This is a genomic window from Streptomyces sp. NPDC050610 (assembly GCF_040654875.1).
Lineage (GTDB): Bacteria > Actinomycetota > Actinomycetes > Streptomycetales > Streptomycetaceae > Streptomyces.
In genome coordinates this window covers 294,170-306,915 of sequence record NZ_JBFAIV010000004.1, presented here as the reverse complement: position 1 = coordinate 306,915, position 12,746 = coordinate 294,170, and the positions used below count along the sequence as shown (strand labels likewise).

The following is a 12,746-nucleotide window of genomic DNA, read 5'->3' as shown; positions in this document are numbered from 1 at the left end:
CGCTGGATCAGCGGGCGTAGTACTCGACGACGAGCTGCTCGTCGCAGATCACCGGGATCTCCTTGCGGTTCGGGTCCCGGTCCAGGCGGAAGGCCAGCGCCGGCAGGTTGACCTGCAGGTAGCGCGGGGTCTCGCCGTCGGTGTCGTAGCCGCCTTCGCGCGCGACCTGGAAGGGGTGCTTCTCGCGGCTGCGCTCGCGGACCATCACGACGTCGTCGGGACGGACGCGGAAGGAGGGCTTGTCGACCTTGCGGCCGTTGACCTCGATGTGGCCGTGGACCACCATCTGGCGGGCCTGGTAGATCGTGCGGGCGATACCCGACCGCAGGACGAGCGCGTCCAGACGGCGCTCAAGCTCGACGATCAGGGCCTCGCCCGTCTTGCCTTCGACCTTCCGAGCGCGGTCGTAGGCACGGGCCATCTGACGCTCGCTGATGTCGTACTGCGCGCGCAGACGCTGCTTTTCGAGCAGACGGACCTTGTAGTCGCTGTTCTGCTTGCGACCGCGGCCGTGCTCGCCGGGCGGGTAGGGACGGGCCTCGAAGTACTTGACGGCCTTGGGCGTCAGCGCGATGCCGAGCGCGCGCGACTTCTTGACCTTGGGACGCGACTGGTTCACGTGGAACGGACCTCCGTGTAGGTTAGGTTAGGCTTACCTTAGCGGAGGAGAACGCATGTTTCGACCTGGGAGTCCCCTGCCCAGCACCGACAGCACCGAGTCGAGTCAGCCGCGCCCCGTGGAAGACGCCCAGCGGCCGGACGCCGCCGAGCGCGTACGCACCCTCGCCGAATCCAACGCTACGGCCTCTCTCTCGATTCCGGGAATCGAGGACGGCCCGGAACCCGCTCTCGGCTCACCCGCGGCGCGAACTGTCACCCCTGAGGGTGACGTGCTACTGCTGCTTCCTGGCGACTCTCCGGCGGCACGAGCCGCCGCGCACGCCCAGGACGACGACCTCGCCGCCGTGATGGAGATCACCGACGTGGCCCCCGTCTCCGTGCCGCACCGCATCCGCGGGCGCGCCTGGATCGCGGGCTGGCTCACGCCCGTACGCGGCGAGCAGCGGGCCGCCTACGCGATGCTGCTCGCCGAGCGCCACCCGGTCGGCGAGCTGCTGGGCATCGACGAGGCGCTCCAGCCGGACCCCGTGCCGGGGCACTTCGGCCGGCCGGCCTGGATGCTGCTGCGCCTGGAGGTCGGCGAGGCGTGCGTGGACGACCTGTGGGGCGCGCAGAACGTCGAGCCCGACGAGTTCGCCGCGGCCGTCGCCGACCCGCTCGTGGCCCACGAGGCGGACCTGCTCCAGCATCTGCACTCCGCCCACGGCGACCAGGTGCGCGCGCTGTGCGGACTGCTCGGCGAGCGCGCCGCCGGGATCTGCGGTACGCGCGACCGGGCCGTGCCGGTGGCCCTGGACCGCTTCGGGCTCCGGGTGCGCTTCACCGACCCCGCGGACCGCTCCTTCGACGCGCGGTTCGACTTCCCGGAGCCGGTGCGGGACATCGCGGAGCTGCGGCGGGCCATGCACACGCTCTTCGACGCCGCGGCCGGGTGACGGACGCGGCCGCGGGCGGCGCGGCCCGGAGAACGGCCCGCAGGCGGCGTCGGCGCCGTCAGGACGTCCCCTCCCCGGCGGGCGGCGGCTGCTCCCCGCGCAGCCGCGCGCGGACCCGCTCCACCACATCCGCGTACCGGGCCTCGGCGCCGTAGCGCGTCGGCTCGTAATAGCGCTTGCCGTGCACCGCGTCCGGCGCGTACTGCTGGGCGGCGATGCCGCCCGGGAGGTCGTGCGGGTAGAGATAGCCCTGCGCGTGGCCGAGCTTCTGAGCGCCCTTGTAGTGCCCGTCGCGCAGATGCGGCGGCACGGGGCCGGCCAGCCCGGCCCGTACGTCCGTGAGCGCCGCGTCGATCGCCAGATAGGCCGCGTTGGACTTGGGCGCGAGGGCGAGCGCGACGGTCGCCTGGCCGAGGATGATCCGGGCCTCGGGGAAGCCGATCAGGGCGACGGCCTGCGCGGCGGCGACGGTGGTCTGCAAGGCGCCGGGGTCCGCGAGGCCCACGTCCTCGCTGGCCGAGATCATCAGCCGCCGGGCGATGAACCGCGGGTCCTCCCCCGCCTCGATCATGCGCGCCAGATAGTGCAGCGCCGCGTCCACGTCCGAGCCGCGGATGGACTTGATCAGCGCGCTGGCGACGTCGTAGTGCTGGTCGCCGTCGCGGTCGTACTTCACCGCCGCCTGGTTGACGGCGTCCGACAGGGTCTCCAGGGTGATCTCGCCCTCGCCGTTGGCGATGGCCGAGCCCGCACCCGCCTCCAGCGCGGTCAGCGCCCGGCGCGCGTCGCCGCCCGCGATGCGCAGCAGGTGCGCCTCGGAGTCCGCGGGCAGCGTGACGGCGCCGCCCAGCCCCCGCTCGTCCGTGAGCGCCCGGTGCACCAGGCCGCGCAGGTCGTCGTCGGTCAGCGGCTCCAGGGTCAGCAGCAGCGACCGGGAGAGCAACGGGGAGATGATCGAGAAGTAGGGGTTCTCGGTGGTGGCCGCGATGAGGGTCACCCAGCGGTTCTCGACGGCGGGCAGCAGCGAGTCCTGCTGGGCCTTGCTGAACCGGTGGATCTCGTCGAGGAAGAGCACGGTCTCCTTGCCGTACCCCCCGGAGGCGCGGCGGGCGCCGTCGATGACGGCCCGCACCTCCTTGACGCCCGCGGTGATCGCGGACAGCTCCACGAACCGCTTGTTCGTGGCCTGGCTGACGACGTAGGCGAGCGTCGTCTTGCCGATGCCCGGCGGGCCCCAGAGGAGCACCGAGGACGGCCCGGCCGGGCCGCCGCTCCCCTCGCCGACCAGGCGGCGCAGCGGCGAGCCCGGCTTCAGCAGATGCTGCTGGCCCACGACTTCGTCGAGGACGCGCGGGCGCATCCGGACGGCCAGCGGACTGCTGGAGGGCTCCTTCTCCTGGCGGTCCTCGGCGGCGGCGGTGAACAGGTCTGGTTCCACACCGAAACCCTATGCCACCCCACTGACAACGCCGTCATACGGCGCTGACCTGCGACGGTCAGGCGCTGCCGCCGGTCCAGAACGACCACCACCGGGTGAGGATCAGCATGCCGATCACGCCGACCCAGAGCACCGGGACGACCCAGTGGAACTCCAGCAGACCGCGGCGCAGCCCGGCCGGGAGCGGGATGAAGCCGTGCCGGATGTTGTTCAGGGTGACGTACCAGAACATGAAGATGGTGGCGACCCAGGCCAGGCAGCACCAGAGGCAGAGCGAGCCGATGACGTACAGCGACTGGTACTGGAGCCAGGTCACGAAGCCGACGCCGAAGAGGCAGCCGGCCTCGAACCCGAGCCAGTACCAGCGGCGGCAGCGGGCGCCGGCCAGCAGCCCCAGCCCGATCGAGATCACGATGCCGTACGCGACCAGGCCCAGCATCGGGTTGGAGAACCCGAACGCCTTGGCCTGCGCGCTCTCCATGATATTGCCGCAGGAGACGATGGGGTTGAGGCTGCAGCCGGGGGTGAACGTGCGGCCGTCGACCTTGGCTTCAAGGATCTTGGTCTTGTCCAGCGTGATGACCCAGGCGGCCAGCAGCCCCATGGCGCCGGTGATCACGAGCGTGAGGGCGAACGCACGGCTGCCGCCCACGGCGCCCGTGCCCGCCTCCTCCTCGTCCGCTTCCGTGCGGTCAAGTGCCTCAGTCGTCATAGCGCCGTTCGTCCCGTCAGTCGGTCGTGGACCGCCCATTCTGCACCAGCCTCGGGCAATCAGCCCCGCTTGGCGAGCAGTTCACCCACAACGGTTTCGAACGCGACCGGCGCCTGTTCGCCGCTCTCCAGGTCCTTGAGCTGCACGACTCCCTCGGCGAGGTCCCGTTCGCCCGCCACCACGGCATACCGGGCGCCGGAACGGTTCGCCGACTTCATCGCGTTCTTCAGGCCCTTGCCGCCGTACGCGAAGTCCGCGGCGACCCCGGCCCGGCGCAACTCGGTGACCACCCCGAAGAGCGCCCGCCGGGCCTCCTCGCCGAGCGGCACCGCGAAGACCTCGGTGGCCGCGGGCAGTTCGAGCTCGACGCCCTCCGCCTGCAGCGCCAGGACCGTGCGGTCGACGCCGAGCGCCCAGCCGACCGACGGCAGCTCCGGCCCGCCGATCATCTCGGAGAGGCCGTCGTAGCGGCCGCCGCCGCCGACCGCGGACTGCGAGCCGAGGCCGTCGTGGACGAACTCGAACGTGGTGCGGGTGTAGTAGTCCAGCCCGCGCACCAGCTTCTCGTCGTCCTCGAAGGCCACGCCCGCCGCCGTCAGCAGCTCGCGCACCTGCTCGTGGTACTCCTTGCACGCCTCGCACAGGTGGTCGCGGAGCATCGGCGCGCCCACGAGCTGCTTCTGGACCGCGTCGCGCTTGTCGTCGAGGACCCGCAGCGGGTTGATGTCGATGCGGCGGCGGGTCTCGTCGTCGAGGTCGAGACCGCGCAGGAAGTCCTGGAGCGCCGCGCGGTACGCCGGGCGGCACTCCTTGTCGCCCAGCGAGTTGAGCAGGATGCGGAAGTTCCGCAGCCCGAGCGAGCGGTACGCGTCATTGGCCAGGATGATCAGCTCCGCGTCGAGCGCCGGGTCCTCGGCGCCCAGCGCCTCCGCGCCGACCTGCGAGAAGTGGCGGTAGCGCCCCTTCTGCGGCCGCTCGTAGCGGTAGTACGAGCCGGAGTACCAGAGCTTCACGGGGAGGCCGCCGCGGTGCAGGTTGGCCTCCAGCGCCGCGCGCAGCACGGACGCGGTGCCCTCGGGGCGCAGCGCCAGTTCGCTGCCGCCCTTGGTGGTGAGGGTGTACATCTCCTTGGTCACGATGTCGGTGGACTCGCCGACGCCGCGCGAGAAGAGCTCGACGCTCTCGAAGCCGGGCGTCTCGACATAGCCGTAGCCGGAGCGCTTGAGCGGCGCGGAGATCGCCTCGCGGACCGCGAGGAACGCCGCGGAGTCCGGCGGGATCAGGTCGTACGTGCCCTTGGGTGCCTTGAAGGTGCTCACGGGATGAAGATTCACATTCCTCGTCGTGGAGCCGGGGTGTCGGCTCCGAGGCCGGCGGCCACGTCCCGCAGGAACGGGTTGGTGGCGCGCTCGCGGCCGATGGTCGTCTGGGGGCCGTGGCCGGACAGCACCACGGTCGAGTCGTCGAGCGGCAGGCACACGCGGGCCAGCGAGTCGAGCATCTCGGCGTGGTCGCCGCCGGGCAGGTCGGTGCGTCCGATGGAGCCGGCGAACAGGAAGTCGCCCGCGAAGAACACCGACGGCACGTCGGCGGTCTCGGGCGTCCTGAAGGTCACCGACCCCTTGGTATGGCCGGGCGCGTGCACGACGGAGAACTCCAGCCCCGCGAGGCGCAGCGCCGCGCCGTCCGTCAGCTCCTCGACGTCGTCCGGCTCCCCCATGGTCAGCTCGCCCATGAGCGGCTGCCCGATGGAGCGGCCCAGCGCCTTCTCCGGGTCGCTCAGCATGTAGCGGTCCGCGGGGTGGATCCAGGCCGGCACGTCGTGGGCGCCGCAGACGGGGACGACCGAGGCGACGTGGTCGATGTGCCCATGGGTGAGGACGACGGCCACGGGCTTCAGCCGATGCTTGGCGAGCGTCTCCTCGACCCCGGGGGCCGCCTGGTGGCCCGGGTCGATGATCACGCACTCCTCGCCGGCGGCGGGGGCGACCAGATAACAGTTGGTCCCCCAGGCCCCGGCGGGGAACCCGGCAATGAGCACGTTCGTCCTTAAATCGTCCGGAGGCAGATCACGAGGGAAGATCTCGGCTGCCCAAAGCCTACCGGCGGCACTCCTGCCGCCGCGAACCCATATACCGTACGGCCAGGCTCAGGTCATGGCTGGTACGACGGCAGGAGGAGATGACCCGGTGGTCAACAACGAGCAGCGGCGGCGGCAGCTCGCCCGGGAGAAGTTCGAGCGGCAGCAGCAGCGGCGCGAGGCGGCCCGGCGCAAGGCGCGCCGCCGCAATGTGGTGATCGCCGCGGGTCTCGCCGTGGTGCTGGCGGCGGGCGTCGCCGCGTACGCGTCGACATCGCTGACGGACGACTCCAGTTCCGACAAGTCCGACAGCGCCGAGAAGGCGGCCGCCACCGGCTCCCCCGCCGCCGACCCCTGCAAGGCGAAGCCCGCGCCGGGCTCGCCCGCGACGGCGACGTGGAAGAAGGAGCCGGACATGTCGGTGGACACGTCGGCCTCGTACACGATGAAGCTCGACACGACCTGCGGCGCCATCGGGCTGAAGCTCGACGCGAAGAACGCCCCGCACACGGTCAACTCCTTCAAGTTCCTCGCGGACAAGGGGTTCTTCGACCACACCAAGTGCCACCGGCTCACCACGAGCGGTATCTACGTGCTCCAGTGCGGCGACCCGAAGGGCACCGGAAGCGGCGGCCCCGGTTACACGCTGCCGGACGAGAACCTCAAGTCCCCCTCGCTCAAGGGCGGGGTCTACCCGGCCGGGACCGTGGCGATGGCCAACACCGGCAAACCGCACACCGGGGGCAGCCAGTTCTTCCTCGTCTACCAGGACAGCAAGCTGCCGCCGCAGTACACGCCCTTCGGGACGATCGACGCCGACGGCATGAAGGTCCTCAAGAAGCTCGCCGCCGCTGGTGAGAGTTCCGGCCAGGGAGACGGTGCTCCGAACGCCTCGGTGGTGATCGACAAGGCGGCGGTGACCGGCTCCTGACCTCCGCCCCACTGCCCGTACCGCGAAATTTCGGTCGCGCGAGCTACGGACAGCCGGGCCGCCGGTCGCCTATGTTGGCCTTGTGCAGGGTGCCTGCTCCGACGGCCGTCACCCTGCGAGGCGCGAACGAAAGCCGGCAACTTCAAGCCGTCGGACCGGCCAGGGCGCTGCCCGGCCGGAAGAAACTGTGGACGATGCCCGCGGGCCGCACGCCCGCCCGGCATCATGTGGAGGAGGCGCTGTGAGCAGCGACCCATGGGGCCGCGTCGATGAGACGGGGACCGTGTACGTGCGTACCGCCGACGGCGAGCAGGTCGTCGGGTCATGGCAGGCGGGGACCCCCGAGGAGGCTCTCGCCTACTTCGAGCGCAAGTACGAGGGCCTGGTCGTCGAGATCGGCCTCCTCGAACGCCGGGTGCGGACCACCGACCTGTCGGCGAAGGACGCGACGACCGCCATCGACCATCTGCGCACGCAGCTCGACGAGCACCACGCGGTCGGCGATCTGGACGCCCTGCGCAAGCGGCTCGACAAGCTGGTCGCCGATGTCGACGCGCGGCGCGAGGAGCGCAAGGCCGCCAAGGCCCGCCAGTCCGACGAGGCGCGCGGCGCCAAGGAGGCGCTCGTCACCGAGGCCGAGGAGCTGGCCGAGAGCGAGCAGTGGCGGTCGGCCGGCGAGCGGCTGCGGGCCCTGGTCGACACCTGGAAGGGGCTGCCGCGTCTCGACCGCAAGACGGACGACGAGCTGTGGCACCGCTTCTCGCACGCCCGGTCGGCGTTCTCGAAGCGGCGCAAGGCGCACTTCGCGTCGCTGGACGCGCAGCGCGAGGAGGCCCGCAAGGCGAAGGAGAAGCTGGTCTCGGAGGCCGAGGCGCTCTCCGGCTCCACCGACTGGGGCCCGACGGCCGCCCGTTACCGCGAGCTGATGGCTGACTGGAAGGCCGCCGGGCGTGCCCAGCGGGAGGCCGAGGACGATCTGTGGAACCGCTTCCGCGGCGCGCAGGACGTCTTCTTCCACGCCCGCAGCGAGGTGTTCGCGGAGCGCGACGCCGAGCAGCAGGGCAACCTCACGCGCAAGGAGGAGCTGGTCATCGAGGCCGAGAAACTCCTGCCGGTCGCGGACCTCAAGTCCGCGCGCGCCGCCTTCCGCTCGATCAACGAGCGCTGGGAGGCCATCGGCCATGTGCCGCGCGACGCCCGGCCCAAGATCGAGGGCCGGATGCACGCGGTGGAGCGCGCGATCCAGGAGGCCGAGTCCACCGAGTGGCGTCGTACGAACCCGGAGGCGCGGGCCCGCGCGGCGGGGCTCACCGGCCAGTTGCAGGCGGCGGTGGACAAGCTCCAGGAGCAGATCGACAAGGCGCGCGCGGCGGGCAACACCGCCAAGGCCGACAAGCTCGCGAAGGAGCTCGACGGCCGTCAGGCGCTGCTGGACCAGGCCCTCAAGGGACTTGAGGAGTTCGGCGGCTGACGCCTGGCAGCGGATCGCGGAACGGCCCGGCGGGAGATCTCCCGCCGGGCCGTCGCCGTTCCCGACGCCTTTACCCGTTTACGCGCTCAGGGCCTGCGGGCCGAGGTCACGCGGTAGACGTCGTACACGCCCTCCACCGTGCGGACCGCCTTGAGGACGTGGCCGAGGTGCTTGGGGTCGCCCATCTCGAAGGTGAACCGCGAGGTGGCGACCCGGTCGCGGGAGGTCTGGACCGCGGCGGAGAGGATGTTGACGTGCTGGTCCGAGAGGACCCGCGTGACATCCGAGAGGAGCCGGGAGCGGTCGAGGGCCTCCACCTGGATGGCGACGAGGAAGACCGAGGACTGGGTGGGCGCCCACTCGACCTCGATGATCCGCTCCGGCTGCTGCGAGAGCGAGTCGACGTTGACGCAGTCCGCGCGGTGCACCGAGATGCCGTTGCCGCGGGTGACGAAGCCGATGATGGGGTCGCCGGGCACGGGCGTACAGCAGCGCGCGAGCTTGACCCACACATCGTCGACGCCCTTGACGACGACGCCGGGGTCCGCGTTGGAACGCCGCTTGGAGCGGCCGCGGATCGGGGTGGACTCGACGATGTCCTCGTTGGCCGCCTCCTCGCCGCCGAGCGCCTGGACGAGCTTCTGCACGACGCCCTGCGCGGCGACGTGCCCCTCGCCGATGGCCGCGTACAGGGAGGAGATGTCGGGGTAGCGCATCTCGTGGGCGAGGGTGACGAGCGAATCGCCGGTCAGGATGCGCTGGATGGGCAGGTTCTGCTTGCGCATCGCCCGCGCTATGGCGTCCTTGCCCTGCTCGATCGCCTCCTCCCGGCGCTCCTTGGAGAACCAGGCGCGGATCTTGTTGCGGGCCCGCGGGGACTTGACGAAGCCGAGCCAGTCGCGGGACGGCGCGGCGCCGGCCGCCTTGGAGGTGAAGACCTCCACCAGGTCGCCGTTGTCCAGGGTCGATTCGAGCGGTACGAGCCGTCCGTTGACGCGGGCGCCTATGGTGCGGTGGCCGACCTCGGTGTGCACCGCGTACGCGAAGTCGACCGGGGTGGCCCCGGCCGGAAGCGCTATGACGTCGCCCTTCGGCGTGAAGACGAAGACCTCGTTGCGGGAGAGGTCGAAGCGCAGCGATTCGAGGAACTCGCCCGGGTCCTCGGTCTCCTTCTGCCAGTCGAGCAGCTGGCGCAGCCACGCCATGTCGTTGACGGTGTCCTGGCCCTTGCCCGCGTTCTTGGGCACGTCGGTGCGGACCTTGGAGGCGCCGGCGACGGCCTCCTGCTTGTACTTCCAGTGCGCGGCGATGCCGTACTCGGCGCGGCGGTGCATGTCGAACGTGCGGATCTGGAGTTCGACCGGCTTGCCGCTGGGCCCGATGACCGTCGTGTGCAGCGACTGGTACATGTTGAACTTGGGCATCGCGATGTAGTCCTTGAACCGCCCCGGCACCGGATTCCACCGGGCGTGCACGGTGCCGAGCGCCGCGTAGCAGTCGCGGACGGTGTCGACGAGGACGCGGATGCCCACCAGGTCGTAGATCTCGGCGAAGTCGCGGCCGCGCACGATCATCTTCTGGTAGACGCTGTAGTAGTGCTTGGGCCGTCCGGTGACGGTGGCCTTGATCCGGGCGGCGCGCAGGTCGGTCTGGACCTCGTCGGTGACGATCGCCAGGTATTCGTCGCGCTTGGGGGCCCGCTCGGCGACGAGCCGCACGATCTCGTCGTACATCTTGGGGTAGAGAATCGCGAAGGCGAGGTCCTCCAGCTCCCACTTGATGGTGTTCATGCCCAGCCGGTGCGCCAGCGGGGCGTAGATCTCCAGGGTCTCGCGGGCCTTCTTCTCCTGCTTCTCCCGCTTGAGGTAGCGCATGGTGCGCATGTTGTGCAGCCGGTCGGCGAGCTTGATGACCAGGACACGCGGGTCCTTGGCCATGGCGACGACCATCTTGCGCACGGTCTCGGCCTGGGCGGCCTCGCCGAACTTGACCTTGTCGAGCTTGGTGACGCCGTCGACGAGGAGGGCGACCTGGTCGCCGAAGTCGCGGCGCAGGGTGTCGAGCCCGTACTCGGTGTCCTCGACGGTGTCGTGCAGCAGGCCCGCCATCAGCGTGGCGGGGTCCATGCCCAGCTCGGCGAGGATGGTGGTGACGGCGAGCGGGTGGGTGATGTAGGGATCGCCGCTCTTGCGCTTCTGGCCGCGGTGCCAGCGCTCGGCGACCTGGTACGCCTTCTCGATCTGGCGGAGCGTCGCGGCGTCGGCCTTGGGGTCGTTGCCGCGGACGATGCGCAGCAGCGGTTCGAGGACCGGGTTGTACGGGCTGGAGCGCTGCACGCCCAGGCGGGCGAGGCGGGCCCGGACCCGGTTGGAGGAGCCGGAGCGGGCGGTGGGGCCGGGGGCCGGGCGGGCGGAGGTGGCGCCGAGGGCGGGGCGGTCCGCCGGAGGGGTCGGCTGCTGCTCGGGGGCGGGCTTCGGCCGGTCCGCCGGGGTCGGGGGCACGGCCTCGGCCGCCGTCTTCGGGGCGGTCGTCGGCATGGGCTGCGGTGCGGGCTCGGGCCCGGCCTTCGCCTCGGGCTCCGCCGCGGTGCGCGCCGCGGCGTCACCTCGGTCCCGGGGCGTGTTCGCGGCCGCCGCGGCCTCGGGTGCGGGCTGCTGCGGCTGCGCGGCGGTGAGCGGCTGGGCCTCGTCTGGCAAGAGCACTCTCCTCATGCGGGTCCGGCCCCCCGGTCAGGTCCGGACTGCCATGGTAACGATCCCGGCCACCTCGCTCTTCCGCAGGCGTCCGGCCTGTGGATAACGGAAGGCGGGCACCGGGGTCTTCCCCGGTGCCCGCCCGCGTTCTGTGCGGCTGGGCCGCGTCGCTGGTCAGACCGTGATCAGGGTCTCCAGCGGGGCGCCCGCCAGCGCCGGCGCCAGCCGTTCGCGGCCGGGCAGGAAGCCCAGCTCCAGCAGGACGGCCACCCCCGCGACCTCCGCGCCCGTACGGCGGATGAGCTGGACGGACGCCTCGGCGGTGCCGCCGGTGGCCAGGACGTCGTCGATGACCAGGACCCGGTCGCCGGGCCGCAGCGCGTCGGCGTGTATCTCGATCTCGGCGCTGCCGTACTCCAGCTCGTACGACTGGGCGAGCGTCGCTCCGGGGAGCTTGCCGGCCTTGCGTACGGGCACGAAGCCGAGCCCCGCGCGGACGGCGACCGGGGCCGCCAGGATGAAGCCGCGCGCCTCCAGGCCCACGACCTTGTCCGCGCGGTGGCGCTCGCAGAGCTCCACGAGCGCGTCGGTGAGCGCGCCGAACGCCTTGGCGTCGGCGAGCAGCGGGGTGATGTCCTTGAACACCACGCCCGGCTTCGGGTAGTCCAATACGTCCGCGATGCGGCTGAGCAGCAGGGAGCGCAGCTCCTCAGTGTCGTTCACCGGCGTTTGCCCGACGGACGGCCGCGACCGCGGTTGCGGGCGGCGGGCTGGCGGCGCGGTCCGACGACGCCGGCCGCGGCCGTGTCGTCGTCTTCGTCGGCGTCGGAATCCTCGTCGTCGATGTCGTCGGCGGCGTCCCGATCATCCGCCTCCGCGCCCGATTCGGCCTTGGCCGCGGCGGCGGCGCGCTTGGCGCGCACCCGCTTGGCCAGGGCCTTCATCTGCGGGTCGCGTTCCTTGAAGTCGGCGACGAGCGGGGTGGCGATGAAGATCGAGGAGTACGCGCCGGCCGCGAGGCCGACGAAGAGGGCCAGCGAGATGTCGTTGAGCATGCCCGCGCCGAGGAATCCGCCGCCGATGAAGAGCAGGGCGGCGACCGGCAGCAGCGCCACGACCGTGGTGTTGATGGAGCGCACCAGGGTGCCGTTGAGGCTGCGGTTGGCGATTTCGCTGTAGGTGTTGCGGCTCTGCTTGGTGATGCCCCGGGCGCTCTCCTTGAGCCCGTCGAAGACGACGACGGTGTCGTAGAGGGAGTAACCGAGGATGGTCAGCAGACCGATCACGGTGCCCGGCGTGACCTCGAATCCGACGAGCGCGTAGACGCCGACGGTGATGGAGAGGTCGTGGATCAGGGCGATCAGGGCGGCGATGGCCATCCGCCACTCGAAGGCGATGGCGAGATAGATCACCACCAGGACCATGAAGATCCCCAGGCCCATCCATGCCTTGTTGGCGATCTGGTCGCCCCAGCTCGGACCGATGATGTCCGTGTTGATCTTCTCGGTCGGCACGTCCAGCTTCTTGGCGAGCGCCTCCTGCGTCGAGCGGGAGTCGCTCGTGCTGAGTTCGCTGACCTGGATGCGCAGGGACTTGTTGCCGAGCTTCTGGACGATCGCGGTGTGGCCCGACGCCTTCTTGGCGGTCTCCTCGGCCTGCTCGGCCGAGACGGAGGTGGTCGGGGTGGTGAAGACGGCTCCGCCGGAGAAGTCGATCCCCATGTTCAGGCCGCGCACCGCCAGGCCGACGATGGCCGTGATGGTGATGAGGATCGAGATGCCGTACCAGATCTTCCGCTTGGCCACGAAGTCGTAGCCGACCTCACCGCGGTAGAGCCGGGCGCCGATGCTGCCGAGTTTCGACAT

The 12,746-nt window shown here is 71.1% G+C and carries 11 protein-coding genes; 3 read left to right on the top strand and 8 right to left on the bottom strand.

Going from position 1 to position 12,746, the window contains the following annotated elements; translation table 11 throughout:
* Positions 1–7: 7 nt before the first annotated feature.
* Positions 8–619 (bottom strand): 30S ribosomal protein S4, encoded by a 612-nt coding sequence (gene rpsD / locus AB0I22_RS07550; protein ID WP_363129709.1) that lies wholly within the window; start codon positions 617–619, stop codon positions 8–10.
* Positions 620–674: 55 nt separating this feature from the next.
* Between rpsD and AB0I22_RS07545 the strand changes: the two genes are divergently transcribed.
* Positions 675–1,556, top strand: a complete 882-nt coding sequence (locus AB0I22_RS07545; protein ID WP_363129708.1) for a DUF2470 domain-containing protein — start codon at positions 675–677, stop codon at positions 1,554–1,556.
* Positions 1,557–1,614: 58 nt separating this feature from the next.
* Here AB0I22_RS07545 and AB0I22_RS07540 read toward each other — a convergent pair whose 3' ends face one another.
* From AB0I22_RS07540 to AB0I22_RS07525, 4 genes are read right to left on the bottom strand one after another with little or no spacing between them, the layout of a single operon-like run.
* Positions 1,615–2,994 (bottom strand): replication-associated recombination protein A, encoded by a 1,380-nt coding sequence (locus AB0I22_RS07540; RefSeq protein WP_363129707.1) that lies wholly within the window; start codon positions 2,992–2,994, stop codon positions 1,615–1,617.
* Between the two features lie 58 nt (positions 2,995–3,052).
* Entirely contained in the window at positions 3,053–3,706 is a 654-nt protein-coding gene (locus AB0I22_RS07535; protein ID WP_363129706.1) for a vitamin K epoxide reductase family protein, read from the bottom strand.
* 59 nt (positions 3,707–3,765) lie between these two features.
* On the bottom strand, positions 3,766–5,025 hold the full coding sequence (gene hisS, locus AB0I22_RS07530) for a histidine--tRNA ligase (RefSeq protein ID WP_363129705.1): 1,260 nt from the start codon (positions 5,023–5,025) through the stop codon (positions 3,766–3,768).
* A gap of 11 nt (positions 5,026–5,036) precedes the next feature.
* The gene (locus AB0I22_RS07525) at positions 5,037–5,747 is read right to left on the bottom strand and encodes an MBL fold metallo-hydrolase (protein ID WP_363129704.1); all 711 of its coding nucleotides are present in this window, start codon (positions 5,745–5,747) and stop codon (positions 5,037–5,039) included.
* 148 nt (positions 5,748–5,895) lie between these two features.
* On the opposite strand from AB0I22_RS07525, the gene AB0I22_RS07520 reads away from it, so the two are divergent.
* On the top strand, positions 5,896–6,717 hold the full coding sequence (locus AB0I22_RS07520) for a peptidylprolyl isomerase (RefSeq protein WP_363129791.1): 822 nt from the start codon (positions 5,896–5,898) through the stop codon (positions 6,715–6,717).
* Positions 6,718–6,958: 241 nt separating this feature from the next.
* Complete coding sequence (locus AB0I22_RS07515; protein ID WP_363129703.1) at positions 6,959–8,188, top strand: DUF349 domain-containing protein; 1,230 nt, start codon at positions 6,959–6,961, stop codon at positions 8,186–8,188.
* Positions 8,189–8,274: 86 nt separating this feature from the next.
* On the opposite strand, the gene AB0I22_RS07510 is transcribed toward AB0I22_RS07515, so the two are convergent.
* The 3 genes from AB0I22_RS07510 to secF form a co-directional block, all read right to left on the bottom strand.
* On the bottom strand, positions 8,275–10,884 hold the full coding sequence (locus AB0I22_RS07510) for a RelA/SpoT family protein (protein ID WP_363129702.1): 2,610 nt from the start codon (positions 10,882–10,884) through the stop codon (positions 8,275–8,277).
* A gap of 171 nt (positions 10,885–11,055) precedes the next feature.
* Positions 11,056–11,604 carry an adenine phosphoribosyltransferase gene (locus AB0I22_RS07505; protein ID WP_363129701.1) on the bottom strand — a complete coding sequence of 183 codons (549 nt, stop codon included), beginning with the start codon at positions 11,602–11,604 and terminating at the stop codon, positions 11,056–11,058.
* On the bottom strand, positions 11,601–12,746 hold the full coding sequence (secF, locus tag AB0I22_RS07500; RefSeq protein WP_363129700.1) for a protein translocase subunit SecF: 1,146 nt from the start codon (positions 12,744–12,746) through the stop codon (positions 11,601–11,603). Before secF ends, AB0I22_RS07505 begins: the two co-directional genes overlap by 4 nt.

Coding starts and splice junctions, on each gene's coding strand:
- secF (WP_363129700.1), bottom strand. CDS start 12,746: ATGTCGAAACTCGGCAGCATCGGCGCCCGGCTCTACCGCGGTGAGGTC.
- AB0I22_RS07545 (WP_363129708.1), top strand. CDS start 675: ATGTTTCGACCTGGGAGTCCCCTGCCCAGCACCGACAGCACCGAGTCG.
- AB0I22_RS07535 (WP_363129706.1), bottom strand. CDS start 3,706: ATGACGACTGAGGCACTTGACCGCACGGAAGCGGACGAGGAGGAGGCG.